The organism is Streptomyces sp. NPDC001507 (assembly GCF_042894765.1).
Taxonomy (GTDB): domain Bacteria; phylum Actinomycetota; class Actinomycetes; order Streptomycetales; family Streptomycetaceae; genus Streptomyces.
This window is the reverse complement of sequence record NZ_JBIAVV010000006.1, coordinates 607,514-631,495: the sequence shown is the minus strand read 5'-3', so window position 1 is coordinate 631,495 and position 23,982 is coordinate 607,514. Positions and strand designations below refer to the sequence as shown.

Below are 23,982 nucleotides of genomic sequence, written 5' to 3'. Positions count from 1 at the left end.
CCGTTGTAGAGGTTCCACAGTTCGGGGCGCTGGCGGCGGGGGTCCCACTGGGAGAACTCGTCGCGCAGGGAGAAGACGCGTTCCTTGGCGCGGGCTTTCTCCTCGTCGCGGCGGCCGCCGCCGAAGACGGCGTCGAACTTCTCGTTCTGGATCTTCTCGGTGAGGGGGACGGTCTGGAGCGGGTTGCGGGTGCCGTCGGGGCGTTCGCGGAGCACTCCGCGGTCGATGTAGTCCTGTACGGAGGCCACGTGGAGGCGCAGTCCGTGCTGTTCGACCGTGCGGTCGCGGTAGGCGAGGACCTCGGGGAAGTTGTGTCCGGTGTCGACGTGCAGCAGGGAGAAGGGGATCGCGGCGGGGGCGAAGGCCTTCAGGGCGAGGTGGAGCATGACGATGGAGTCCTTGCCGCCGGAGAAGAGGATCACCGGCCGTTCGAACTCGCCCGCGACCTCGCGGAAGATGTGGACCGCCTCGGACTCCAGCGCGTCCAGATGGGACAGGGCGTACGGGGTGTCCGTGCCCTCCCCGTGCGCCGCCACGGTCGTCGTCATGCCAGTCCCTTCCCGCTCAGCAGGGCGTACACGGACGCCGCGGACTCCTGCACGCTCTGGTGCTGCGACTCGATCCGCAGATCGGGCGTCTCGGGCTCCTCGTACGGGTCGTCGACGCCGGTCAGCCCGGTCAGCTCACCCGCGGCCTGCTTGGCGTACAGACCCTTCACGTCGCGTACGGAGCACACCTCGACCGGGGTCGCCACGTGCACCTCGACGTACGCGGTGCCGTTCTCCGCGTGGCGCTTGCGGACCGCGTCGCGGCTGTCCGCGTAGGGGGCGATCACCGGGACGAGCGCCTTGACGCCGTTGCGGGCCAGCAGTTCGGCGACGAAGCCGATGCGCTGCACGTTGGTGTGCCGGTCCTCGCGGCTGAAACCGAGGCCCGCCGAGATGAACTCGCGGATCTCGTCGCCGTCGAGTACCTCGACGAGGTGGCCCTCCTCGCGCAGCCGGCCGGCCAGCTCGTACGCGATGGTGGTCTTGCCGGCGCTCGGCAGACCCGTGAGCCAGACGGTGGCTCCGGTCGTCACGTCGTTCTCCAGGTTCGTCGATGGGGGCGTCAGGTGGGTCGTCTGATGGAGCGTCTGGTGGGTCGCCTGCGTCGCGGAAGGCCCGGTAGCCGTCATCCGTGCAGTCCGCACTCGGTCTTGGCCCGCCCGGCCCAGCGGCCGGCCCGCGCGTCCTCGCCCTCAAGGACCCGGCGGGTGCAGGGGGCGCAGCCGACGGAGGTGTAGCCGTCCATCAGCAGGGGGTTGGTCAGAACGCCGTGTTCGGCGACGTAGGCGTCCACGTCGTCCTGGGTCCAGCGGGCGATCGGGGAGATCTTGACCTTCTGCCGCTTCTCGTCCCAGCCGACGACCGGGGTGTTCGCCCGGGTCTCCGACTCGTCGCGGCGCAGCCCGGTCGCCCAGGCCGCGTAGTTCTCCAGACCCCGCTCCAGGGGCAGCACCTTGCGCAGCCGGCAGCACAGGTCGGGGTCGCGGTCGTGCAGCTTCGGGCCGTACTCCGCGTCCTGCTCGGCGACCGTCTGGCGCGGGGTGAGGGTGATGACGTTGACGTCCATCACGGCCTCGACCGCGTCCCGGGTGCCGATGGTCTCCGGGAAGTGGTAGCCGGTGTCGAGGAAGACGACGTCGACGCCCTTCTGGACGCGGGAGGCCAGATGGGCCACCACGGCGTCCTCCATGGAGGAGGTCACGCAGAAGCCCTTGCCGAAGGTGTCCACCGCCCACTGGAGGATCTCCAGGGCGGAGGCGTCTTCGAGGTCACGGCCGGCCTGCTCGGCCAGTGCCTTCAGATCGTCGGTCGTACGGTCTTCCTGAGCTGTGGTCATATCTGTTCCCCTCCAGCTTCGGAGCGCTTCAGTCCCCGGGCGAGCAGCCCGAGGAACTTCAGCTGGAATGCGCGGTTGCAGGCGGCGCATTCCCAGGCGCCGTGACCCTGTTCGCTGGGACGCAGGTCCTCGTCGCCGCAGTAGGGGCAGTAGAAGGGGGCAGCCCGCTCGCTCATGACAGGGCCTCCTCGCTGGCGCGGGCGGCCCAGGCGGCGAACCGCTCGCCGTCCGCGCGCTCCGCCTGGAAACGCCTGAGCACCCGCTCGACGTAGTCCGGCAGCTCCTCCGAGGTCACCTTGAGACCGCGGACCTTGCGGCCGAACCCGGCCTCCAGGCCGAGTGCGCCGCCCAGGTGCACCTGGAAGCCCTCGACCTGCTCGCCCGCGTCGTTCAGGACCAGCTGGCCCTTGAGACCGATGTCCGCGACCTGGATACGGGCGCAGGCGTTCGGGCAGCCGTTGATGTTGATGGTGAGCGGCTCGTCGAACTCGGGCAGCCGGCGCTCCAGCTCGTCGATCAGGGTGGAGCCGCGCTGCTTGGTCTCGACGATCGCGAGCTTGCAGTACTCGATGCCGGTGCAGGCCATGGTGCCGCGCCGGAACGAGGACGGGCGGGCGGTCAGGTCCAGCGCCTCCAGGGCCTCGACCAGCGACTCGACCTGGTCCTCGGCGACATCGAGGACGATCATCTTCTGCTCGACGGTGGTCCGCACCCGGCCCGAGCCGTGCGCCTCCGCGAGATCCGCGATCTTCGCCAGGGTGGCGCCGTCCACCCGGCCGACCCGCGGGGCGAACCCGACGTAGAAGTTGCCGTCCTGCTGCCGGTGCACGCCGACGTGGTCCCGCCAGCGCGACACGGGCTCGGCGGGCGCGGGGCCGTCGACGAGCTTGCGCTCGAGGTACTCGTCCTCCAGGACCTGGCGGAACTTCTCCGCGCCCCAGTCGGCGACCAGGAACTTCAGCCGGGCGCGGGTGCGCAGCCGCCGGTAGCCGTAGTCCCGGAAGATGCCGATGACGCCCGCCCAGACGTCCGGGACCTCCGCCAGCGGCACCCAGGCGCCGAGCCGGACGCCGATCTTCGGGTTGGTGGACAGGCCGCCGCCCACCCACAGGTCGAAGCCGGGACCGTGCTCGGGGTGCTCCACGCCGACGAACGCGATGTCGTTGATCTCGTGCACCACGTCAAGCAGCGGCGAGCCGGAGATCGCGGACTTGAACTTGCGCGGCAGGTTGGAGAACTCCTTGCTGCCGATGTACCGCTTGTTGATCTCGTCGATCGCCCAGCTGCCGTCGATGATCTCGTCCTCGGCGATGCCGGCCACCGGCGAGCCGATGACGACACGCGGGGTGTCTCCGCAGGCCTCGGTGGTGGACAGGCCGACGGCCTCCAGGCGCTGCCAGATCTCCGGCACGTCCTCGATGCGGATCCAGTGCAGCTGGATGTTCTGCCGGTCGGTGACGTCCGCGCTGCCCCGGGCGAACTCCTGCGAGATCTCGCCGATCACCCGCAGTTGCTGTGTGGTCAGCCGGCCGCCGTCGATGCGCACCCGCAGCATGAAGTACTTGTCGTCCAGCTCCTCCGGCTCCAGGATGGCGGTCTTGCCGCCGTCGATGCCGGGCTTGCGCTGCGTGTACAGGCCCCACCAGCGCATCCGTCCGCGCAGGTCGTTGGGGTCGATCGAGTCGAAGCCGCGCTTGGAGTAGATCGTCTCAATGCGTGTCCGCACATTGAGACCGTCGTCGTCCTTCTTGAACTGTTCGTTGCCGTTGAGCGGGGTGAAGTGCCCCATGGCCCACTGACCCTCGCCACGGTGACGGCTCACCTTGCGGCGGGGCGCGGAGGCGGGGTTCTGCGGGGTGGCGGCCATGGCGATATACGTCCTTCAGACGGCGGGGAAGCGGCTCTGACCTGCGCTTGCGGGCGCGCGGGGGCATGTCTGCGCGGCACTGCGCAAGGAGGGTCTGGACAGGGAGGCGCGGCGGTGCTGTGCTCTCAGCCCGCCGGACAGATGGCGCTGGACATGCGGCCGAGGTCGACGTGCCGCCGACTCACCAAGGCAATTCCAGTTCCAGACATGACGGAAGCGTGTCACGCGGATCTCCGGCCAGTCCACCATTGTCCGCGATTCGGACCGATCTATTCTGAATAGTGAGACAGAGTGCTGTGGGTCACGCCCCGTCCCGCGCGGGGGTGTACGCCCCGGGCCACGGTCCGGGCGCCGGGACGTCCGGTTCCTCCTCGACCTTCGTGTCGAAGAGCCGGAACCCGCGTCGCTGGTAGTTCGCCATCGCGTGCTCGCCGTCCAGGCTGCACGTGTGCAGCCACACCCGCTTCGTCGGCGGCAGCCCGTCCCACCGCTCCGCCAGGTCCCACGCCCGCGCGGCGCCGTACGAGAGCAGGTGACCGCCGATGCGGCGGCCCCGGAAGGCCGGGACCAGGCCGAAGTAGACGATCTCCACCACACCGTCGTCCTGCGGTTCGAGTTCCACGTAGCCCGCCGGGGTGCCCCGGTCGTATGCGACCCAGGTCTCCACGCCCGGCCGCGCCAGGTGCTGCTGCCAGCGGGCGTGGCTCCAGCCCAGCCGGTCGGTCCAGCGGATGTCACCGCCGACCGAGGCGTACAGGAAGCGGCTGAACTCGGGGGAGGGCACCTCGGCGCGGACGATCCGGACCGCGTCGCCGTCGGGGGCGGCGGCGGGCAGGAGGTCGGCGGGGGAGGTCTGCTCCAGGGACCAGGTGGTCACGACGATGCTGCTCATGGGGGCCAGGCAATCATCCCGGCCCCGGACGTGTCGACGGCTGTTATCCGAGTGACGCGTCGATCGAGCGCAGCGGGACCGAGAACAGCATGCGGTCCGTGACCGACCACACCTCGCCCGTGTCGGGTGCGTAGGAGAGCGAACCGGTGCCCTCGGCCCAGCAGCGGTGCGAGGCGTCCGAGCCGCAGCGGGTTCCGTCCGCGCCCCTGGCGTCCTGCCGCCACAGGCTGCCGTGCCCGTCCATGGCGCCGGGCAGGTGCCCGACGTACCACTCGGAACCGGTCGCGCCCGGTGGCCGGTAGGACAGGACGCCCCGGATCTCCGAGGCCCCGGTCCGGTACGCCTCGACCGCGTCCACCCGGCCGGAGGCGTCCGTGGCGAGCAGTCCGGCACGCTGCGGGCTCTCGTCGAACGTGTACCGCCACAGCCGGGCGTTCCGGCCGCTGCCGGCGGGTGTCCACTCGCCGAGGACCAGGCTGTCCGGGGCCGTCCCCCGGTCCACGGAGAGCGCGCTCGGACAGGGGGCGCCGGTCCGGGAACAGGCCCCGGCGGTGAACCGGTACGAGCCCACGGCGGGCATCACGTACCGGAAGCCGTCGGCCGACCAGCCGTCGGACACCCGGCCGACCGCGTCGGTCAGCACCGAGGCGCGCTGGATGCGGTTCAGGTCGTAGACGTAGAGCGCGTCGGCGCTGCCCTGCGCGGTGGTGACCAGCAGCCGGTCCCCGTACCAGGCCATGCCGGAGATCTGCGAGGTCAGGCCCCGGTAGTCGCTGCCGCCTTCGGTGGGCACGGTCAGCAGGACCCAGGAGTAGGAGGGGTGGGCGGGGTCGTTCGCGTCGATCACCGCGACCCTGGCCAGGCCCCGGGAGGCGGCGGGGCCGGTGGTGGTGCTGTGCGTCCAGCCGGCCAGCACGACGCGGTTGGCGCCCCACAGGCCGTCGTCGTCCGCCTCCGAGGAGGTGGTCACCGAGGCCGGCCGCCAGTCGTCGGTGAGGGTGTCGGTGGGGTCCCAGCAGTACGCCTCGGTGGCGGCCGGGGTGACCGGCAGCGATTCCCGGTCGTCGGAGCCGCAGTCGGCCGCCCGGCGCAGGGTGTGGTCGGAGGCGGCCAGCACGTCGGCGACCCCGACCGTGCCGCCCATCGCCGAGGCGAGCCGGTCCAGCGAGCGGCGCGGTACGAGGTGCTCCCGGAGCTGCAGCCGGGCGGTGTCGGCGGTGGCGGTCAGGGGCTTCAGCGCGCCGGGGTCCTCGGCGACCGTGGCCTGCGAGGCGCTGACGATCGTGGCCGCCGCGGTGAGCGCCAGCGCGGTGCCGGCCAGGGCAGCGCGCAGGGCCGCGCCCCGTCTGCGCCGCCGGTGTCTGCCGCGATGCTTCATGTCTCCTCCCGAGGCGGGCCAACTGCGCCTGATGGTCAAAGCGTTGACCATGGAGCAGGTGGGGGGCCCGTACCGGGATGCTACGGCAGCCGGGGCCGCCGTACCTCGAAGACCCCGCAAATATGCGGAACATACCTCCCCGGGTGCCCTGGATGCGTCGAACACGGCTGTGTGGACCCGGCCGTGTGAACACAGCCGTGTCAGGTACGTCAGGGCGTCCGGGACGCCGTCACCGCCGGGGCGGTCGAGTCCGGCAGCAGGTCGCGCGGGTCGTCGGGGAGCAGCACCTCGACATCCGCGTCCTCCCGGAAGCGGTACGGCCGGTGTTCGAGCAGCGCCCCCAGGTACCGCCGGATCCTGGACATCTCGGCGCGTACGGTCACGGTCCGCGAGGCGTCTCCGAAGACGTCCTCGGCCAGCCCGGCCGCACTGCGCCCGCCCCGCCGTACCGCCAGCAGGTACAGCAACTCGGCGTGCCGGGGACTGAGTTCATGGGACCACGAGCCCGCGCCGCCGCCGACCGTCACGGACGGCCGGCGCGGCCGGGCCAGGTCGAGCACGAGCCGGCCGCCGCCCACCGGTGCCGGCTCGTCCACCGCCCGCAGCAGCCAGCCACCGGCCAGCGGCTCCACCGCGCACAGCCCGAGCGCGGGCAGCCACCGGCGGCCCGGCGACAGCGACTTGGGCAGCGCGAGCCGCCGCGGGTACGGCATGCCGGTGACCGCCGCGGTCCAGCCGTCGGCGTCCACCACCAGTGCCCGCCCGCCCAGCCGGGCCAGCACCGGCGCCGCGACCGCCCGCAGCCGCTCCAGCGCTTCCAGGTGCAGCTCCCGCAACCGGGCCTCGGCGAGCTTCGCCACCGAGTTCACCCAGGCCAGGGTCGCCGGATGCATCGTCTCCAGCGGGCCGCTGACGTCCACCACCCCGAGCAGGCTGCCGTCCCGGGGGTCGGTGATCGGGGCGCCGGAACACGTCCAGGAGACGTGCGAGCGGACGAAGTGCTCGGCGGCGAACACCTGCACGGGCCTGCGCACCACCGCCGGGGTGCCGACCCCGTTGGTCCCGACGACGTCTTCGCGCCAGTCGGCGCCGAGTTCGAAGCCCAGCCCGTCCGCCTTGCGCAGCACCGGCGAGGATCCCTCCCGCCACAGCACCCGGCCGTCGGCGTCCGCCACCACCATGATGTGCTGGGCCACGTCCGCGACCGAAAGCAGCCCCTCGCGCAGTACCGGCAGCACGTCCTTGAGCCGTGACTCCTCACGTCTGCGCCGGACTTCGTCGGCGGACAGCAGCCCCGCACGGAAGTCGTGGTCGGGGTCGACACCGCTGCGCAGCATTCGCCCCCAGGACTGTTCGATCACCGGCCGGGGCGAGACGCGCCCACGCTGTCCGGCGAGTCTGGCCTCGCGCACCTCGCTCAGTACCCGCGCCGCCTGCGCCGCGTCCTTCGCGGCGAGTCGCGCCACGTCCATCGGCGGGTTCCCCACTGAGGTCCTCCCGGATACGCCTCGGAAAAGGCATCGATGAGTCGCTGTCAAGCCGTCCGGGCGGCGGTTTCCGGTCCGACTGCGCGTCTTATACTGCCGTTTTCCGATGCCGGAGGCACACAGTCCACGCACAGTCACCGATATGTTGCAACCCCTTGCAACCCTGGTGGACCGGCCGGGGGTGGCCGAAACTTGAGCCGACGCCGTGGCGTCACTGGCCTGACATGGGCCGAAGAGGCGGGGGTGGTGCCGTGTCGGCGCAGCACCACCTCCGCCGCCTGGCGGGGGCCGGTCGCAGCAGGGGGTGCGTTGTCCGGTGCGTCGGCGGCTGACGGTTGTGCGGGGTTGCCCGCGCAGTTCCTCCCCCAGCCTTCGGCCGGGGGACCCCCAGCGCCCCTTCAGGCAGGGCGAGTCCCGGATCTCAGAAGGTCACCCGGGATCGGTCCACCACCGCCGTGAGGTCCAGGCCGCTTGGCAACGTGCCGAAGGTCGAACCCCAGTCGTTGCCCAGCCTTGACGCGCAGAAGGCGTCCGCGACCTCCGGTGGGGCGAAGCGGACCAGGAGCGAACCCTGGAGGACCGTTGCCAGGCGTTCCACGAGCCGCCTGGCGCGGGCCTCCATGCCCTCCAGGTCGGCGAGTTCGGAGAAGAGGTCCTTGACGGCCCGGTCCAGGCGGTGGTCGGCGCCGTGGGCGCGGCCGATCTCCTGGAGGTAGGCGTCCAGGGCGCCCGGTTCGCGTTGCAGGGCGCGGAGCACGTCCAGGGCCTGGATGTTGCCCGCGCCCTCCCAGACGGAGTTGAGCGGGGACTCGCGGACCAGCCGGGGCAGGCCCGACTCCTCCACGTAGCCGTTGCCGCCCAGGCACTCGGCGGCCTCCACGACGAGCGGCGCGCAGCGCTTGGTCACCCAGTACTTGGCGGCCGGCAACGCCAGCCGCAGCAGGGCCCGTTCGCTCTCGCTCCCGTCGTCGTAGGCGGCGGCCAGCCGCAGCGCGAGCGTGGTCGCGGCCTCCGACTCGACCGCGAGGTCGGCAAGGACGCTGCGCATCAGCGGCTGGTCGGCGAGGACCGCGCCGAAGGCCTGCCGGTGCGTGGCGTGGTGCACGGCCTGCGCCACCGCCTGCCGCATCAGTCCCGCCGAGCCGAGCACGCAGTCCAGCCGGGTCGCGGCGACCATCTCGATGATGGTCCGCACCCCGCGCCCCTCCTCGCCCACCCGCCGCGCCCAGGTCCCGTCGAACTCGACCTCGGCGGACGCGTTCGACCGGTTGCCGAGCTTGTCCTTGAGCCGCTGGAGGAGGAAGGCGTTGCGGGTGCCGTCCGCCAGGACGCGCGGCACGAGGAAACAGGTGAGGCCCTCCGGCGCCTGGGCCAGCACCAGGAAGCCGTCCGACATGGGCGCCGAGCAGAACCACTTGTGCCCGGTCAGGGTGTACGTGCCGGCCTCGGCGAGCGGGGCGGCGGTGGTCGTGTTCGCCCGGACGTCGCTGCCGCCCTGCTTCTCCGTCATGCCCATGCCGAACAAAGCGCCGGCCTTCCGCGCGGCCGGCCGCAGCTCACGGTCGTAGATCGTCGAGGTCAGCAGCGGCTCCCAGGCGGCGGCCTGCTCCGGGTCGGCGCGCAGCACGGGCACCGCCGCGTTGGTCATCGACAGCGGGCAGCAGTTGCCGGCCTCCACCTGGGTCCAGACCAGGAAGGCGGCGGCACGCCGGACGTGCCCGGACGGCCGCGTCCACCCGGTGGTCAGGCCCGCGCCGACGCCCTTGCCGAGCAGCCGGTGCCAGGCGGGATGGAACTCGACCTCGTCGATCCGGTGGCCGTAGCGGTCGTGGGTGCGCAGTCGCGGCGGGTACTCGTTCGCCTGGACCCCCCACTCCTGCACCTGCGCCGAGCCGGCCGAGACGCCGAGCCCCGACAGCTCGGCGCGCACCTCGTCGAGCAGCTCCGGGCCGGTGTGCCGCTCGACGGCCTCGGCCAGGGCCCGGTCGGCACCGAACAGGTCGTACCCGACCAGCGGAGGCGGCTGGTTGGTCACGGTGTGCGTGGTGTTGCCTGCCATGTCTGCGAACCTACCCGGGAAGGCGGTGGTGGCATCCAGCCTGACACAACGGCCCCGGTCACCGCGCCCGCCCCGACCGGAGCCCCGTGAGGTGAGGAGGGCCCCGGACGGCGGATACCGTTAGGGCGTGCAGCCAGCAAGCGAAACCCCCGAACGGCCCTCCGGCCGGCTCCACCGGGCCAGGGCCCTCTACCGGAACGTCTCCAAGCGCAGGACGGCGTGGCTGCTGCTCAAGGACACCGTCAATTCCTGCATGGAGTACCGCATCCTCGGCCTCGCCGCCGAGGCCGCCTTCTTCACCCTGCTGTCCGTTCCGCCGCTGCTGCTCAGCCTCATCGGACTGCTCGGCTACGTCGACGCCTGGACCGGCGCCGACACCATCGCCAGCCTGGAGAGCAACCTCCTGGAGGCCTCCCGCACGGTCCTGTCCGACAAGGGCGTCAAGGAGATCGCCGAGCCGATCCTGCACGACGTGATGAAGGGCGGCCGCCCCGACGTCATCTCCATCGGCTTCCTGTTCGCCCTGTGGTCGGGCTCCCGCGCGGTGAACGTCTTCATCGACACGATCACCGTGATGTACGGCCTGGACGGCGTCCGGGGCATCGTGAAGACCCGGATCGTCTCCTTCCTGCTCTTCATCGCCGCGCTGCTGATCGGCTCGGTCGCGCTCCCGCTGATGGTGGCCGGGCCGGACGCGGTGGTCGGGATCGTGCCCTGGTCGGAGACGCTCGTCCAGGTCCTGTACTGGCCGGTCGTGATCGTCCTGTCCATCGTCTTCCTGACCACGCTGTACCACGTCTCCGTGCCGGTGCGCTCGCCGTGGATCGAGGACGTGCCCGGCGCCCTGGTCGCCCTGGCCATGTGGGTCCTCGGCAGCTTCCTGCTGCGCATCTACCTGACCAACACCATCGAGGGCGCGACGATCTACGGCTCCCTCGCCGCGTCCGTCGCCGTGCTGCTGTGGATCGGCGTCTCGGCCTTCGCCGTGCTGGTCGGCGCCGCCGTGAACGCCGCGATCGACCGGGTCTGGCCGGCCGCCGCGACGGCGGCGGCGCGCGCCGCCAACGAGCGGCTGCGGGGCGCCCAGGTCGCCGAGTACGTGGCCCGCGCGGCCGCGGCGGCCCGGGAGGCGGGGCCGGACGACCCCGACGACCCGGACATGCCGTCGGAGTTCCCGGAGCGGTGGTCCCGGTTCCTGCCGCCGGAGGACGTCTCGGCGCGGTTGCGGGCGCATGTGAAGAGCAGCCATCCGCCCCACAAGCCGAAGGCCTGAGGGCCGACGCCGGGTTCGGCTCGGGGGATCGCCTTGTCGGCGGGGTGCGGGCGCGTCGTGCTCACCCGCGCAGTTCCTCCCCCGGCCTTCGGCCGGGGGTACCCAGCGCCCCCTGGAGAGGCGCGTCTACGCTGGCGTCCGTGTACAAGGAACGGGCGTCTCGGCTCCCCGGTGCGGTCGTCTGGGTGAACGCGCCCGGCGACGGCGGCGCCGGGCGGGTGCTGCCCGACGGATGTATGGATCTGCTCTGGCACGAAGGGCGGCTGCTGGTCGCCGGGCCCGACACCCGTGCGTACGTCACCGGGGGCGGCGGGGGCGAGTGGGTGGGCCTGCGCTTCTACCCCGGTACCGCGCCCGACCTGCTCGGGGTGCCCGCGTACGCGCTGCTCGACCAGCGGGTGGAGCTGAGTGAGCTGTGGCCGGCTGCCGACGTGCGGCGGCTGCGGGACCGGGTCGACGGGGCGGGCGATCCCGCCGCCGCGCTGGAGGAGATCGCCCTGGAACGGGCCCGGCCCGCCGATCCGTCGTTGCGGCGGCTCGTCGAAGCCCTGGACGCCGGGCGGTCCGTGGCGGCCGCCGCCGAGGAACTCGGACTCGGCGCACGGCAGTTGCATCGGCGCAGTCGGGCCGCCTTCGGCTACGGGCTCAAGACGCTCGCCCGGGTGCTGCGGATGCAGCGGGCGCTCGCGCTCGCCAGGGCCGGGGTTCCGCTCGCCGAGACGGCGGTCCGGGCGGGGTACGCGGATCAGCCCCATCTCTGCCGCGAGGTACGGGAGCTGGCGGGGCTGCCGTTGCGCGGGCTACTCGGCGGGTAGCGGCGCGAACAGGTCGACGCCGTTGCCGTCGGGGTCGTGCACGGTGGCGTACCGCTGGCCCCAGAACGCGTCCCATGGCTTGAGCTCGCCGTGGTACCCGGCGCCGACCAGGTCGTCGTAGAGCGCGTCGACCCCGGCGGGCGAGTCGCAGCGGAAGGCGAGACCCACCCGGCCGCCGCCGGCCGGCGGGCGCCAGGCCGGGTGGAAGGAGCGGATCGTCGCCTCGGTGTCCAGGGCCAGGGTGAGGCCGCCGGGCAACTCGGCCTCGACGTGCGGCTGTTCCTCGGCGCCGGGCGGGAACTCCAGTCCGAGGCGGCGGTAGAAGGCGAGGGCGGCGGCCAGGTCGGAGGTGACCAGACCGATCACGGCGAATCGTGGAGTCATGCCGTCACGGTAGGCGGCGGCCGGCCGCCGGTCTTGAAGGAATCGGACACGCGGTTCAGCGGAAGGCCACCGGGACGTGCGGAAAAAAAAGCGGTCCTCTGCGGAACGCCTGTGCGGCACGATGGGCGCATGATCCGTGCCGTGCGCGTCCTGCCGCCCCTGCTCCTCGCCGCCGCCCTGCTCACCGGGTGCGGCACCGAGAAGGCGGGCCCCGGCGCCTCCGGGAACTCCGGTGCCCCCGCCGATCCGGCCGAACTGGCCTCCAGGGAAGCGGCGTTGGGGATGGCCCCGGAGATGGTCTACGTCACCGACGCGCCGGGCTTCACCCTCGCCCAGCAGTCCGTCGGCGTCCAGGGCGACGACGGCTTCTCCGCCTCGTACGCGGACGAGAAGGGCGCCGTCATCCACCTCTACACCGACCACCTGCGCTATGCCGGGCAGCACAAGTACGAGGTGTCGGAGAAGGACTGCGTGGTGTGGCTGGAGGGTGAGGGCGGAGTCTCCGACGCGGTGCTGGGCAAGGCGCTGCGCGCCGTCCACCGCCCCACCGCCGCCGAACTCGACACCCTCCTGCCCACCCCCGACCCGGCCTTCACCGACGACCAGCCGGTGCAGCGCGGCGACCTGCCGAGCGACGGCGGGGCACCCGACAACAGCGTGCCGACGCCGGGCCTTTGAACCGGCCCCGGCCGTGGGCGATCATGCGGGCATGGCCCCTCGACTGCTCGTCCACACCCGCACCACCGGCTACCGGCACGACTCCATCCCCGACGCCCTCGCCGTCATGCGGGAGTTCACCGGTGCCGGCATCGACGCCACCGAGGACCCGGCCGCCCTCGAACAACCCCTGGACGGGTACGCGGCCGTCGTCTTCCTCTCCACCAGCGGCGAGATCCTGACCCCGGCGGGGCGGGCGCGGCTCGCCGCCCACGTCGAGGCCGGCGGCGGCTTCGCGGGCGTGCACGCGGCGGCCTGCACCGAGTACGACTGGCCGTACTACGGCGAACTCCTCGGCGCCCGCTTCGACCGCCACCCGGAGTACCAGCCCGGCCGGGCGCTCGTCGAGGACCACGACCACCCCGCGACCCGGCATCTGCCCGCCGTCTGGGACTTCACCGACGAGTGGTACGACTTCCGCGACAACCCGCGCGGCCGGGTCCGGGTCCTGCTGCGCGCCGACGAGACGTCGTACGAGGGCGGCGGGACGGGGGACGACCATCCGCTCGCCTGGTGCCGCGAGCAGGGGGCCGGACGGGTGTTCTACACCGGCCTCGGTCACGCCCCCGAGGCCTACCGGGATTCCCGCTTCCTGGCCCACCTGTACGGGGGTGTCGCCTGGGCCGCACGGCTGGTCCAGTGACGTTTCTCCGGTGAACCGGATCCGCCATTGGGGTGAGTAAAGGTCGCGCACGGAGATGGTCACGTGCGTATCTAGAGATGCTCTTGACTTGGCAAAGGGCTGCAGAGACGCGGAGGCCGGTCGCGCCGCCGCGCCACCCACCCACAGGAGGAGCCGGACCTTGACTTACGGGAAGAAGCTGCGCGAGCAGATCGCCGGGCCGGGGACCACCCCGCTGATCGGCGTGTACGACATGTACTCGGCGTCGATCGCGGCCAAACACTACGACGGGATGTTCGTATCGGGCTTCGGCTTCGCCGCCTCGTACTACGGCCTGCCGGACATCGGGTTCATCGCCTGGCCCGACATGGTGGCCTTCGTCCAGCGGCTGCGGGGCGCGTTCCCGCACCACCACCTCCTCGTCGACATCGACGACGGCTACGTCGACCCCGAGGTCGCCTGCCACGTCGTGGAGGGTCTGGAGCGGATCGGCGCCTCCGGGGTGATCCTGGAGGACCAGAAGCGGCCGCGCCGCTGCGGGCACGCCGACGGCAAGCAGGTGCTGCCCCTGGAGGAGTACCTGGACAAGCTGGAGAAGGTCCTGGAGACCCGCAAGGACCTGGTCGTCGTGGCCCGCACCGACGCCACCGACGAGCACGACATCCTGCACCGCGCGGAGCGCCTCGCCGCCACCGACGCCGACGTGATCCTCGTCGACGGGGTACGCAGCGAGGAGTGGATCCGCCGGATCCGCAAGGTCGTCGGCGACAAGCCGCTGCTCTTCAACCAGATCGCCGGCGGCAAGTCGCCCCGTCTCTCGCTCACCGAGCTGGACGAACTCGGCGTCGACGTCGCGATCTACTCCACGCCCTGCCTGTTCGCCGCGCACGAGGCGATGGACTCGGCGCTGAGCGAGCTGAAGTCCGCCGACGGCCGGCTGCCGAAGGTCGACGCGGCCGGCGGCGTGGGCGTCAAGGCGTCCACCACCCTGCTGGAGCGCAACATCGCCCGCGAACGGCTCGACGAGCCCGAGGGCGTGGGCGTGTGACGAACCCGGGGGTGCGGCTGCGCGCGGCCGCGGTGGTCGCCGCAGCCCTGCTGGGCGGGGCCGCGGCACCGGCCTGTGCGGGCGGGAGCCTGATCACCGTGCTCGACAACTCCCACGCGGACTCCATCCTGGAGGTGGACCGCACGGCCAACATCCAGGCCGGGAGAGGGACGGCCGGCAGCGACCACGACGGCAGCGCCGTGGACGCGATCCAGGCGCTGATGGGGGAGCCGCGTCAGAACGACGACGACTGAGCAGGCGGCCGGGCCTGATCGGCCGGTGGGGAACTGCGGGACCGTGTGGCTGGTCACGCAGTTCCCGGCGCCCCTTCGAGGCGCTCTGCGCCTCAGTCCTCGGTCAGGTCCGGCAGGCCGTTCTCGTCCAGCTCCACCTCCTCCTTCGGGTCGTGCTCGTCGGTCGGGGTGGCGGCCACCGTGGCGTGGTGCTGAGCCGGGGCGACCGTCAGGGTCGTGGCCCGGGCGGTGCCCAGGGCCGTGGTCACGGCCGCTGCGGCCAGCAGACAGGCCGCAGCGGTGCGCAGGGTGAGTTTCATACCCCCGAAACGATCTTGATCAAGGTGCGGTCACCGTCGTACGGCCGAACGGGCCGCCGGCGCCGCCGTACTCGCCCGCTGCACCAGCCTGGTCGACAGCTCGGTCGGGGTTCCCTCCGGGCGGTCCCCGTGCACCATCCGCACGAGCAGCCGCAGCGCCGTCGCCGCCACCGCGTGCAGCACGTCGTACGCCGACGGCACCTTCACCGTGCGCGGCGTGGGCCTCAACCTGAACGCCAACGGCCAGGGAATGCCGGCCAGTTCGTACGAAAGCGGGTCACCGGTGACTGCGAGCTCACCGCCGGTCTGGTCGCCCGCTCCGGAGCCATCGCGGACCGGGGCGGGCTGCTGGTGGCCAAGTCGCTCTCGCCGTTCGACCAGGCCGCCGGGGTGATCGTCACCGGCGGCAGCACCGCCCAGCTCATGCGCCGCCCCACCGTCGCCGACGCCTCCGCCTTCACCGGCACCGCCACGGTCCAACTGCCCCTGCTGCTGCGGCTGAAGCGCACCGGCACCGCCTTCGCCGCCGCCGTCTCCGCCGATGACGGCGTCACCTGGACCGCACTTCACCCCCTGAACCCGGGGCATCGGTCAGAGCCGCGCCCAGTCGTCCCAGACCGTCATCTCCGACAGCTCCCGCGGCCGGATCCGCCCCGTCTGCGGCTGCGACCGGCTCGGCTTCGGCACCCTGATGTACGCCAAGTAGTCGCGTGTAGCCGCCCGGCCGCCGTGTGTACCGGAATACTCGAAGTGGCTGTGGTGCTCTTTTCCTGTCGGCGTTTCCGGTGCACGTGGCGGGAGGAGCTGGTGGGGCGGATGACGGCAGAGCGGACGGACCCGGAGGACCCCGTGGCCGGCACCCCGTACGGGGCGGTGCGCGGCAGGTGGGAGCGCGGGGTCGCGGTGTTCCGCGGCATCCCGTACGCCGCCCCGCCCTTCGGGGAGCACCGGTTCCGTCCGCCCGTGCCGCCCGAGCCCTGGGACGGCGTCCGGGACGCGGGGGCGTTCGGGCCGACGGCGCCCAAACCGCCGTACTCACCGGCGTTCGCGCGGTACCTGTCCGACCCGGTGATCCCCGGCGACGACTGCCTCAACCTGAACGTGTGGACCCCGGAGCCGGGCCCCGGCGGCCGGCTCCCGGTCCTGGTCTGGCTGCACGGCGGCGCCCTGACCAGGGGCTCCTCGGCCGTACCGGTGTACGACGGGCACGCGTTCGCCCGGGACGGGGTCGTCCTCGTCTCGGTGAACTACCGGCTGGGCGTGGAGGGCTACGGCCTGTTCCCCGACACCCCGCCCAACCCCGGGCTGCGCGACCAGCTCGCCGCCCTGCGCTGGGTCCACGACACCATCGCGGCCTTCGGCGGCGACCCGGACCGGATCACCCTCTGCGGCCAGTCCGCCGGCGCCATCAGCACCGGCGCCCTGCTCGCCGCCCCCCAGGCCCAGGGCCTGATCCGCCGGGCCGTCCTGCAGAGCGGGCCGCCCGAGGCCTCGGAACGGGACAAGGTACGGCGCATGGTCCGCCGGATGGCCAACCGGCTCAGGATCCCCGCCACCGCCCAGGCCTTCGCCGAGGTGGACCGCGGGCTGCTGCTGCGCACCCAGGCCGAGGTGGGCCGGCTCAGCAGCCCCGTCCTCGGCGGCCCCGCCTTCGGGATCGTCGTCGACGGCGACCTCGTCCCGCGCGACCCGCTCCAGGCCCTCCTCGACGGCGAGGCGGCGCCCGGCGTCGACCTCCTGATGGGCTGGACCCGCGACGAGTACCGGCTCTGGCTGGTACCCGGCGGCCTCGTCGACCACGTCGAGCGGCTCGGCCCGGTCGCCTTCGCCGGCGCCATGGCCCGCTGCCGCGCCGGCCACGAGGTGCCGCGCGGCTACCGCACCCTGCATCCCGAGGCCGGGCCCGCCGAGACCGTCGGCCAGATGGTCACCGACCACCTGCTCCGCCTCCCCCTGCACCGGCTGGCCGAGGCCCGCCCCGGCTCCTCCTACCTCTACGAGTTCGCCTGGCCCTCCAACCGGCCCGGCCTCGGCGCCTGCCACGCCCTGGAACTGGGCTTCGTCTTCGACACCGGGGAGGACCCCGACTCGGTCCGGCTGGCCGGCGAGGGCGCCCCGCAGGAGCTGGCCGACGCGATGCACGGCGCCTGGGTCCGGTTCGCCACCACCGGCGACCCCGGCTGGCAGCCCTGGGACGACACCCACCCGGTCCGCGTCCTCGGCGACGGCGAGCCACGCACCGTGTCCGGCCCCCGGGACGCGGAGTTCGCCCTCTGGAACTCCGGCGCACCCGCGCCGCACCCCGAGCGGACCGCCGAACTCGCCCTGGCGGTACGCCGGCTGCGCCGTTCAGTCGCCGCCGTACGCCGCCACTGAGTGCCGTACCACCACGTGCGTGCCGAGCAGCAGGTGGTCGTCGGCCGACTCCCCGCCGGGCCCGAGCGCGGTGCGCAGCAGCACCCCCGTGGCGAACCGGTGCACCCTCACACCACCCGAGCGATCCCGGCGATCGCCTCCGGCCCCACCCGACAGCACCCGCCGATCAACCGGGCCCCCGCCGCCCGCCACCCCGTCACCTGCTCGGCGGCGAACGTCGACCGCCCCGTCCACGCCCGCGCCTGTGCGTCCCACACCTCACCGCTGTTGGGATAGACGACCACCGGCTTCCCCGTCACCCGCGCCGCCACCTCCACCGCACGGTCGGCATCCTGGGGCGCACAGCAGTTCACGCCCACGGCGATCACCTCGTCCACGTCGGCGGCCAGGGCGAACGCCTCCTCCAGCGGCTGCCCCGCCCGTGTGAGCCCACCGGCCACGCTGTACGACAGCCAGGCCGGCACCCCCAGCCCGCGCACCGCCCGCAGCAACGCCGCCGCCTCGTCCGCGTCCGGCACGGTCTCCAGCGCCAGCACGTCCGGCCCCGCCCCGGCCAGCACCTCGAGGCGCGGCCGGTGGAACCGCTCCAGTTCCCCGACGCTCAGCCCGTACCGCCCCCGGTACTCGGAGCCGTCGGCCAGCATCGCCCCGTACGGCCCGACCGACGCGGCCACCCACAACGGCCTTGCGATCCCCTCCGCCCGCGCCCGCCGTACCGCGTCGCGCCCCAGCTGCACGCTCAGCGCGAGCAGCCGGGCGGCCTCCGCGTGCGGGATCCCGCGCTTGCCGAAGCCCTCGAACGTGGCCTGGTAGCTGGCGGTGATCGCGACGTCGGCGCCCGCCTCGAAGTACGCGAGGTGGGCGTCGCGGACCGCGTCGGGCCGGTCGGCCAGCAGCCGCGCCGACCACAGCTCGTCGCTCAGGTCGTGCCCGGCGGACGCCAGCTGGTTGGACATGCCACCGTCGAGCACGACCGTCCCGGCGGCGAGGGCGTCGGCGAGGCTGGGGGAGTTGTCGCTGGTCATGCTCCCGACGCTAGTCGACCCGGCACCTGAACCGCCATCACGGCCGTCGCCCCGACGGCGCCTCGGATCCCTCCGCTACGCTCGCTCGCGTGACCGTCACCATCGTCCGCGCCTGCCTGCGCGACGGCCGCGGGGGCAGCCCCACCGCGGTCCTGGACGACACGCCGCTCACCGACGACGAGCGCCGCGAGGTACCCGTCCGTGCCGGAACGTCCCACGCCGTGTTCCTCTCGGCTGACCGGGACGGCGGCGGGGTCGCGCTGCGCTTCTTCACCGCCGAGGGCGAACTCCCCGGCTGCGGCCACGGCACGATCGCGGCGCTGGCCGTCCTCGCCGGACGCGCCGGCACCCACGAGGTCACCCTGCGGACCCGGGGCGGCACCCTCGAAGGCCGGGCGATCCGGCACAGCGGCAACGGCGGCCTCGAGGCCTGGTTCGCACCGGGGCCGGTCCGCCTGCGGGCCCCCGCGGCCGGCGAACACGACGAAGTGCTGGCCGCCCTGGGCGTCGCCGGGCACCCGCCCGGCTGTGTCGTCGCCACCCTGGGACGGCCCCGGCTCCTCGTCCCGCTGCCCACCCGGTCCGCCGTCTCCGCCCTGGCCCCGGACCTCGACCGCCTCCGCACCGCCTGCGACCGGCTGGCCCTGCTCGGCTGCTACCTCTACTCGGCCCCGACCCCCGAAGGCCGGGTGGCGGCCCGCATGTTCGCCCCGTCGATCGGCGTCCCGGAGGACATCGCCAACGCCAACAGCACGGCCTGCCTGGCCGCCCACCTCGCCCGTGCGGGTCTGCGTGGCGTCACCGCGGACATGGGCGACCCACTCGGCACCCCGGCGGCCGTCCGGGCCGCCGCAGGCCACGGCCCGGACGGCCCGGAGATCCTCGTGGGCGGCACGGCTGAGATCGTCCGCGACCCGGCCCCGGGGTAGGCCGTCAGGCCGCGTGCCGCCTGCCCCTGCGGCGGCTCCCGCACCGGACATGTCGAGGGCACGGGCGGATCATTCAGAAATCGCTTTCCCCCTTGTCTTGTCAGATCCGTTGACCTTCTCGTAACGCGCCCTTACCTTTTCGCCGATCTCAGAATCCCCCAGAACCCACCAGGAACAATCAAGGAGCGTGTGTGAGATGAGACGTGCGTACGCGATCCTGCTGTCCCTCTGTCTGGCGGTGGTCGGCGCCCTGGCCGCCGCGGGACCGGCCGCGGCCGCCGCCCAGACCGTCACCAACGGCACCCGGTTCACCGACACCTCGGGGAACGTCGTCCACGCCCACGGCGGCGGGGTCGTCAAGGTCGGCGGCTACTACTACTGGTTCGGCGAGGACCGCAACTCCGACAACACCTTCAAGTCCGTGGACGCCTACCGCTCCACCGACCTGAAGACCTGGGAGTTCCGGGGGCACGTCCTCACCCAGTCCTCCGCCTCCGAACTCGGCACCGCCTACATCGAGCGCCCGAAGGTCATCTACAACGCGTCCACCGGCAAGTTCGTGATGTGGATGCACAAGGAGAACGGCGTCGACTACAGCCAGGCCCGCGCCGCCGTCGCCGTCTCCGACACCGTCGACGGCACCTACAGCTACCAGGGCAGCTTCCAGCCGCTCGGCCAGTACATGTCCCGCGACCTCACCACCTTCGTCGACACCGACGGCACCGCCTACATGGTCTCGGCCGCCAACGAGAACGCCGACCTGCACATCTACAAGCTCACCGCCGACTACACCGGCATCGACAGCCTGGTCGCCAACCCCTGGGCCGGCGCCGGCCGCGAGGCCCCGGCGCTCTTCAAGCGGGGCGGCGTCTACTTCATGCTGACCTCGGCCGCCACCGGCTGGAGCCCCAACCAGCAGAAGTACGCCACCGCGAGCTCGCTCACCGGCCCCTGGACCTCCTGGACCAACGTCGGCGACTCCACGGCGTACGGCTCCCAGACCGCGTACGTCCTCCCGGTCAGCGGCACTTCCGGCACCTCGTACCTCTATATGGGCGACCGCTGGGGCAACTCCTTCGGCGGCACGGTCAACGACTCCCGTTACGTCTGGCTGCCGTTGACCTTCCCGACCGCCACCTCGATGTCGATGTCCTGGTACCCGGAGATCTCCGTCGACACGGCCGCCGGCACGGTCACCGGCACCAGCGCCACCTACAACACGCTGATCGCCCGGCACAGCAGCAAGTGCGCCGACGTGCCGAACCAGTCCCTCTGGGAAGGGATCGCGATCAGCCAGTACACCTGCAACAGCGGTGCGAACCAGAAGTGGTGGTTCAAGGACCTGGGCACCGGCTACTACGAACTGATCGGCCGCGGCAGCTCGCTCTGCCTCCAGGAGAACGCGGCCGACGTCACCCAGGAGGACTGCACCGGCGCCGCCGCCCAGCAGTGGTCGGTCGTCACCTCCGGGTCGTACGTGAACATCAAGGCCCGCACGTCGGGTGAATGCCTGGACGTGAGCGGCGCGTCCACCGCCAACTCGGCCGCCGTCATCACGTACACGTGCAACGGCGGCACGAACCAGCAGTGGACGCGCGGAACATGACGGGCTCCCGGTTCAGGTCAGCAGGTCGATCGCGTCGATCGAGGTGCCGGCGCTGAGGTAGGACGTCGTCCCCGAGCCGCTCACCACGTAGATCTTCAGCGTGTTGTAGGCGCTGGTGTCCGTCAGCCAGGCGGACGCCGGCACGCTGTAGGTGAACGTGTGGTTGTTCCCCCGGTACGAGCCCACCGTCAGCGACCGGGTGCTCGGCTGGGTGGGCGGCGAGGGGACGGCGGAGGTCCAGGTGTCGTTGACGACGACCTGCGGCCGGCCGTTCGCGTAGGCCGTCGTCACGCCGATCCTGAGGGTGTGGGCGGCGGCGGCCTGGGCGGCCGTGAGCTTGAAGTAGACGACGATCCCGCTGTTGACGTCCTTCCACAGGTAGCAGGGGAAGGCCGAGGTCTCGGTGCCGCTGCCGACGACCACGTTCCCGGTCCAGGACGCGGCCCGCACGTCGGACGGATGCGCGTACGTCATCAGGTCGGCGTTCTTGAACCCGCCCGGCGTGCCGTCCCAGTTGTTGATCCGCCAGATCGCGGTGGCGTTGCCGGGGTCGTTGGAGGAGGGGACGGCGATGGTGTTGAGCGTGGTGGTCGCACCGGCGGAGACGCTCACCGAGGAGGTGTAGACGGCCAGTTCGCCCTTGAAGACGGTGAGGGTGTACGTCCCCGGCAGCACCCCCGCGATCGAGAAGTAGCCGTCCGACGAGCGCGCCGAACCCCAGTACTGCGCTGCCGAGTTGGCGAGGCCCACGGTGTACGGGTACGCCGTGTCCCGCCCCGTGATCCCGACGCCCGCGACCCGGCCGCGGCCGCCCGCCGCCACGTACCCGGAGATGCCGAGCGAGTCCGCCCACGAGGTGGTCAGGGTGCCCGGGTAGAGGGCCGGGGAGGGCGCGCCGCCGTCCGTGAGGGCGATGACGTACGGGCCCTGGAGGCCGTAGCGCTCCGACTCGGTCTGGTTCTCGCCGTAGTACAGGATCTCGTACAGCCCGCCGCCGTCGGCGCTCTGGTGGCGCAGCAGTGAGCGGTAGAACGGGCCGCCGGAGGCCTTCTCGTGGTTGCTGCGCACGATCCACAGGCCGACGCTGCCGGTCGTCCAGCCGATGTAGCTGTAGTCCATCACCCGCAGTTTCGAGTAGTGCTTGGCGCGGGTCTGGCCGTCGGACTTCTCGAAGACGTCCGCGGACTCGATGACGGTGGGCGCGTAGGTGTAGGAGTCCGGCTCGTCGTTGAGGAACAGACCGGCCTTCACGCGCACGATGTACCGGGTGGCGGTGACGGAAGAGTCGGCCTTGTCGGTCCAGAGGTAGACGTTGTTCTCGCCGCTGCGGGCCGCGTAGTAGTGCTTGAGCGTGCCGTACGAGACGGAGACCAGGATCGTCGAACCGGACTGGGCGATGGTCACCGTGGAGGTCCCGAGCCCCGACTCGACGTGTGAGTTCTTGCCGCCGTAGCCCTGGTACTCGGTGCCCCTGTAGACCAGCGAGGTCAGGTCGCCGTTGGTCTTGCTGACCTTGAAGACCAGGCCGGCCCCGGTGTCCACGACGTAGTCGGAGCCGTCGTCCGACCAGCCGAAGCCCGCCGCCGCGGCGGTGCCGGCGAGCGGTCCGGCGAGGGCGGCGGCGCCGGCGGCGGCCGCGCTGCCGAGGACGAAGGTGCGGCGTCCGAGCGGTCTCCCGGTGGATCCGGACATGGGGGTGCCTCCTTCGGTGGGGCGGGGGTGCGGTCGAGTGTGAGAGTGACAGTTGAATCGATTTCGCGAAAGGGCTTTCGCTGTCAGGGAGTTGGCAGTTTGCGGAAATGGGTCCAGGACCTAGAAAGCGCTTGTCGACCTGGGGTACGGTCCGCGCCAGGTCATGTCGCCACGACGGAGGAGTTACGGGTGAGACGTTTCAACGGAGTCCGTGCCACCGCGCTCGCCGCGGCCGTCCTCGCCGCCTGCCTGACGGCCGCCCCCGCCGCCCGGGCCCACGGCCGGCAGTCGCCCCCCGGCATCGGCAACTGCACCGCGACCGCCTGCCACTTCGACGTCCCGCCGGGCGACTACGACGTGACGGTCCGGCTCGGCGGCGCGGCCGCGTCCGCCACGAGCATCGGCGGCGAGACCCGCCGCTCGCTCCTCCCCGAGACGTCCGTGGCCGCCGGGCGGCAGGTGACCCGCGGCTTCACCGTCGACGTCCGCACCCCCGAGGGCGAGCCGACGGGCCCGGACGGAACTCCCGGACTGGACCTCACCGTCGGCGGCCCGGCCCCCGCACTCGCCGGCATCAGGGTCACCCCTGCTTCCCGGCACACCCGGCAGCTCTTCCTCGTCGGCGACTCCACCGTCTGCGACCAGCCCGCCGACCCCTACTCCGGCTGGGGCCAGCAGCTCCCGCAGTACCTGCGCAGGGGCGTCGCCGTCGCCAACTACGCGGACTCCGGCGAAAGTACGGTGACCTATCTCCAGAACCCGCAACTCTGGGGTACCGTCCAGCCGTTGATCCGCACGGGTGACCTGGTCCTCATCCAACTGGCGCACAACGACAAGACGACGGACGAGGCGACCTACCGGGCGAATCTGGAGACACTGGTGGCGGGCGTACGGGAGAAGGGCGGGCGGCCGGTGCTGGTCACACCCATCGTGCGCCGCTGGTTCAGTGCCGACGGCACGCTGAACAACGACATCGCGCTTCTGGTCAACGGGCTCGGCGTCAATCATCCTGAGGTGATCCGCTCGGTCGCCGCCGCCGAGGACGTTCCGGTGATCGACCTCACGGCGAAGACCAAGGCGCTGGTGGAGTCCCTCGGCGTGGAGGGCTCCAAGGCGCTGTACCTGTACGACGAGAAGAAGGACAACACGCACACCTCCGCGTACGGAGCCACCGTCTACGCGGGTCTGGTGCGCGACGGACTGCTCGCCCAGCATCTGGTGCCCCGGGGCACCGTGCGGGCGGGATGAGCGCCTGGGGCGTCCCGACCGGAACCGGGGCGCCCCAGGTCTGCACGGCGCGAGGTCCGGTACGAGGTCTGGTGGGAACGAGGTCCGGTTCGAACGAGGTCCGGTTCGAACGAGAGCCGACAGGAAC

25 protein-coding genes and 1 pseudogene are annotated in these 23,982 nt (G+C 72.3%); 10 read left to right on the top strand and 16 right to left on the bottom strand.

The genetic code is table 11. The annotated features are described in order from the left end of the window. The 10 genes from cysD to ACFY0K_RS22770 form a co-directional block, all read right to left on the bottom strand. Window positions 1–548: sulfate adenylyltransferase subunit CysD (cysD, locus tag ACFY0K_RS22815; protein ID WP_390641371.1), on the bottom strand; the 548-nt coding region annotated here is incomplete at its 3' end. Next, window positions 545–1,081: an adenylyl-sulfate kinase gene (gene cysC / locus ACFY0K_RS22810; RefSeq protein ID WP_352366263.1), complete on the bottom strand. Its 537-nt coding sequence runs from the start codon at window positions 1,079–1,081 to the stop codon at window positions 545–547. The genes cysC and cysD, both read right to left, overlap by 4 nt. Before the next feature lie 92 nt (window positions 1,082–1,173). Beyond that, the gene (locus tag ACFY0K_RS22805; protein WP_390641370.1) at window positions 1,174–1,884 is read right to left on the bottom strand and encodes a phosphoadenylyl-sulfate reductase; all 711 of its coding nucleotides are present in this window, start codon (window positions 1,882–1,884) and stop codon (window positions 1,174–1,176) included. Next, entirely contained in the window at window positions 1,881–2,060 is a 180-nt protein-coding gene (locus ACFY0K_RS22800) for a hypothetical protein (RefSeq protein ID WP_390641369.1), read from the bottom strand. The genes ACFY0K_RS22805 and ACFY0K_RS22800 overlap by 4 nt, the downstream gene beginning before the upstream one ends. After that, window positions 2,057–3,751: a nitrite/sulfite reductase gene (locus tag ACFY0K_RS22795; protein ID WP_351962807.1), complete on the bottom strand. Its 1,695-nt coding sequence runs from the start codon at window positions 3,749–3,751 to the stop codon at window positions 2,057–2,059. Before ACFY0K_RS22795 ends, ACFY0K_RS22800 begins: the two co-directional genes overlap by 4 nt. A 125-nt stretch (window positions 3,752–3,876) precedes the next feature. Beyond that, on the bottom strand, window positions 3,877–3,960 hold the full coding sequence (locus ACFY0K_RS22790) for a putative leader peptide (RefSeq protein WP_309500612.1): 84 nt from the start codon (window positions 3,958–3,960) through the stop codon (window positions 3,877–3,879). 92 nt (window positions 3,961–4,052) lie between these two features. Then, window positions 4,053–4,643, bottom strand: a complete 591-nt coding sequence (locus ACFY0K_RS22785; RefSeq protein WP_390641368.1) for a GNAT family N-acetyltransferase — start codon at window positions 4,641–4,643, stop codon at window positions 4,053–4,055. A gap of 43 nt (window positions 4,644–4,686) precedes the next feature. Continuing rightward, on the bottom strand, window positions 4,687–6,021 hold the full coding sequence (locus ACFY0K_RS22780; protein ID WP_390641367.1) for a hypothetical protein: 1,335 nt from the start codon (window positions 6,019–6,021) through the stop codon (window positions 4,687–4,689). 209 nt (window positions 6,022–6,230) lie between these two features. Beyond that, entirely contained in the window at window positions 6,231–7,493 is a 1,263-nt protein-coding gene (locus ACFY0K_RS22775) for a GAF domain-containing protein (RefSeq protein WP_390641366.1), read from the bottom strand. A gap of 436 nt (window positions 7,494–7,929) precedes the next feature. Next, complete coding sequence (locus ACFY0K_RS22770; protein ID WP_390641365.1) at window positions 7,930–9,567, bottom strand: acyl-CoA dehydrogenase family protein; 1,638 nt, start codon at window positions 9,565–9,567, stop codon at window positions 7,930–7,932. 127 nt (window positions 9,568–9,694) lie between these two features. Here ACFY0K_RS22770 and ACFY0K_RS22765 point away from each other — a divergent pair, with 127 nt between their 5' ends. Both ACFY0K_RS22765 and ACFY0K_RS22760 read left to right on the top strand, forming a co-directional pair. After that, window positions 9,695–10,840, top strand: coding sequence for a YihY/virulence factor BrkB family protein (locus tag ACFY0K_RS22765; protein WP_390641364.1), 1,146 nt, complete (start codon window positions 9,695–9,697; stop codon window positions 10,838–10,840). A 140-nt stretch (window positions 10,841–10,980) separates the two neighbouring features. Next, a complete protein-coding gene (locus tag ACFY0K_RS22760; protein WP_390641363.1) occupies window positions 10,981–11,655 on the top strand; it encodes a helix-turn-helix domain-containing protein in 675 nt (224 codons plus the stop codon). Here the strand turns inward: ACFY0K_RS22760 and ACFY0K_RS22755 are convergent. Further along, window positions 11,641–12,039: a VOC family protein gene (locus ACFY0K_RS22755; protein WP_390641362.1), complete on the bottom strand. Its 399-nt coding sequence runs from the start codon at window positions 12,037–12,039 to the stop codon at window positions 11,641–11,643. The genes ACFY0K_RS22760 and ACFY0K_RS22755 overlap by 15 nt on opposite strands. A 129-nt stretch (window positions 12,040–12,168) precedes the next feature. Between ACFY0K_RS22755 and ACFY0K_RS22750 the strand changes: the two genes are divergently transcribed. From ACFY0K_RS22750 to ACFY0K_RS22735, 4 genes are all read left to right on the top strand, one after another. Further along, window positions 12,169–12,717 carry a membrane lipoprotein gene (locus ACFY0K_RS22750; protein ID WP_390641361.1) on the top strand — a complete coding sequence of 183 codons (549 nt, stop codon included), beginning with the start codon at window positions 12,169–12,171 and terminating at the stop codon, window positions 12,715–12,717. Between the two features lie 31 nt (window positions 12,718–12,748). Next, complete coding sequence (locus ACFY0K_RS22745; protein WP_390641360.1) at window positions 12,749–13,399, top strand: ThuA domain-containing protein; 651 nt, start codon at window positions 12,749–12,751, stop codon at window positions 13,397–13,399. 160 nt (window positions 13,400–13,559) lie between these two features. Next, on the top strand, window positions 13,560–14,426 hold the full coding sequence (locus tag ACFY0K_RS22740; protein ID WP_351958566.1) for an isocitrate lyase/PEP mutase family protein: 867 nt from the start codon (window positions 13,560–13,562) through the stop codon (window positions 14,424–14,426). Then, window positions 14,423–14,680 (top strand): hypothetical protein, encoded by a 258-nt coding sequence (locus ACFY0K_RS22735; RefSeq protein WP_177232899.1) that lies wholly within the window; start codon window positions 14,423–14,425, stop codon window positions 14,678–14,680. Before ACFY0K_RS22740 ends, ACFY0K_RS22735 begins: the two co-directional genes overlap by 4 nt. A gap of 92 nt (window positions 14,681–14,772) precedes the next feature. Here ACFY0K_RS22735 and ACFY0K_RS22730 read toward each other — a convergent pair whose 3' ends face one another. Continuing rightward, complete coding sequence (locus tag ACFY0K_RS22730; RefSeq protein WP_351958568.1) at window positions 14,773–14,979, bottom strand: hypothetical protein; 207 nt, start codon at window positions 14,977–14,979, stop codon at window positions 14,773–14,775. A 30-nt stretch (window positions 14,980–15,009) separates the two neighbouring features. Beyond that, window positions 15,010–15,201, bottom strand: a pseudogene (locus ACFY0K_RS22725) (LacI family transcriptional regulator); the annotation flags it as partial. Window positions 15,202–15,795: 594 nt separating this feature from the next. Here ACFY0K_RS22725 and ACFY0K_RS22720 point away from each other — a divergent pair. Then, window positions 15,796–17,355: a carboxylesterase/lipase family protein gene (locus ACFY0K_RS22720; protein ID WP_390641359.1), complete on the top strand. Its 1,560-nt coding sequence runs from the start codon at window positions 15,796–15,798 to the stop codon at window positions 17,353–17,355. Here the strand turns inward: ACFY0K_RS22720 and ACFY0K_RS22715 are convergent. Then, a complete protein-coding gene (locus ACFY0K_RS22715) occupies window positions 17,329–17,460 on the bottom strand; it encodes a hypothetical protein (protein WP_390641358.1) in 132 nt (43 codons plus the stop codon). The genes ACFY0K_RS22720 and ACFY0K_RS22715 overlap by 27 nt on opposite strands. A gap of 2 nt (window positions 17,461–17,462) precedes the next feature. Next, window positions 17,463–18,380, bottom strand: a complete 918-nt coding sequence (mmuM, locus tag ACFY0K_RS22710; RefSeq protein WP_390641357.1) for a homocysteine S-methyltransferase — start codon at window positions 18,378–18,380, stop codon at window positions 17,463–17,465. Between the two features lie 89 nt (window positions 18,381–18,469). Between mmuM and ACFY0K_RS22705 the strand changes: the two genes are divergently transcribed. Both ACFY0K_RS22705 and ACFY0K_RS22700 read left to right on the top strand, forming a co-directional pair. After that, the gene (locus ACFY0K_RS22705; protein WP_390641356.1) at window positions 18,470–19,309 is read left to right on the top strand and encodes a PhzF family phenazine biosynthesis protein; all 840 of its coding nucleotides are present in this window, start codon (window positions 18,470–18,472) and stop codon (window positions 19,307–19,309) included. Between the two features lie 196 nt (window positions 19,310–19,505). After that, entirely contained in the window at window positions 19,506–20,915 is a 1,410-nt protein-coding gene (locus ACFY0K_RS22700; RefSeq protein ID WP_390641355.1) for an RICIN domain-containing protein, read from the top strand. 12 nt (window positions 20,916–20,927) lie between these two features. Here ACFY0K_RS22700 and ACFY0K_RS22695 read toward each other — a convergent pair whose 3' ends face one another. Further along, entirely contained in the window at window positions 20,928–22,607 is a 1,680-nt protein-coding gene (locus tag ACFY0K_RS22695) for a rhamnogalacturonan lyase B N-terminal domain-containing protein (protein WP_390641354.1), read from the bottom strand. A gap of 189 nt (window positions 22,608–22,796) precedes the next feature. Between ACFY0K_RS22695 and ACFY0K_RS22690 the strand changes: the two genes are divergently transcribed. Then, window positions 22,797–23,855 (top strand): rhamnogalacturonan acetylesterase, encoded by a 1,059-nt coding sequence (locus ACFY0K_RS22690; RefSeq protein ID WP_390641353.1) that lies wholly within the window; start codon window positions 22,797–22,799, stop codon window positions 23,853–23,855. The last annotated feature ends 127 nt before the right edge of the window (window positions 23,856–23,982 follow it).

Coding starts and splice junctions, on each gene's coding strand:
- ACFY0K_RS22805 (WP_390641370.1), bottom strand. CDS start 1,884: ATGACCACAGCTCAGGAAGACCGTACGACCGACGATCTGAAGGCACTG.
- ACFY0K_RS22800 (WP_390641369.1), bottom strand. CDS start 2,060: ATGAGCGAGCGGGCTGCCCCCTTCTACTGCCCCTACTGCGGCGACGAG.
- ACFY0K_RS22795 (WP_351962807.1), bottom strand. CDS start 3,751: ATGGCCGCCACCCCGCAGAACCCCGCCTCCGCGCCCCGCCGCAAGGTG.
- ACFY0K_RS22790 (WP_309500612.1), bottom strand. CDS start 3,960: ATGTCTGGAACTGGAATTGCCTTGGTGAGTCGGCGGCACGTCGACCTC.
- ACFY0K_RS22785 (WP_390641368.1), bottom strand. CDS start 4,643: ATGAGCAGCATCGTCGTGACCACCTGGTCCCTGGAGCAGACCTCCCCC.
- ACFY0K_RS22780 (WP_390641367.1), bottom strand. CDS start 6,021: ATGAAGCATCGCGGCAGACACCGGCGGCGCAGACGGGGCGCGGCCCTG.
- ACFY0K_RS22775 (WP_390641366.1), bottom strand. CDS start 7,493: ATGGACGTGGCGCGACTCGCCGCGAAGGACGCGGCGCAGGCGGCGCGG.
- ACFY0K_RS22770 (WP_390641365.1), bottom strand. CDS start 9,567: ATGGCAGGCAACACCACGCACACCGTGACCAACCAGCCGCCTCCGCTG.
- ACFY0K_RS22755 (WP_390641362.1), bottom strand. CDS start 12,039: ATGACTCCACGATTCGCCGTGATCGGTCTGGTCACCTCCGACCTGGCC.
- ACFY0K_RS22750 (WP_390641361.1), top strand. CDS start 12,169: ATGATCCGTGCCGTGCGCGTCCTGCCGCCCCTGCTCCTCGCCGCCGCC.
- ACFY0K_RS22745 (WP_390641360.1), top strand. CDS start 12,749: ATGGCCCCTCGACTGCTCGTCCACACCCGCACCACCGGCTACCGGCAC.
- ACFY0K_RS22730 (WP_351958568.1), bottom strand. CDS start 14,979: ATGAAACTCACCCTGCGCACCGCTGCGGCCTGTCTGCTGGCCGCAGCG.
- ACFY0K_RS22720 (WP_390641359.1), top strand. CDS start 15,796: ATGACGGCAGAGCGGACGGACCCGGAGGACCCCGTGGCCGGCACCCCG.
- mmuM (WP_390641357.1), bottom strand. CDS start 18,380: ATGACCAGCGACAACTCCCCCAGCCTCGCCGACGCCCTCGCCGCCGGG.
- ACFY0K_RS22700 (WP_390641355.1), top strand. CDS start 19,506: ATGAGACGTGCGTACGCGATCCTGCTGTCCCTCTGTCTGGCGGTGGTC.
- ACFY0K_RS22695 (WP_390641354.1), bottom strand. CDS start 22,607: ATGTCCGGATCCACCGGGAGACCGCTCGGACGCCGCACCTTCGTCCTC.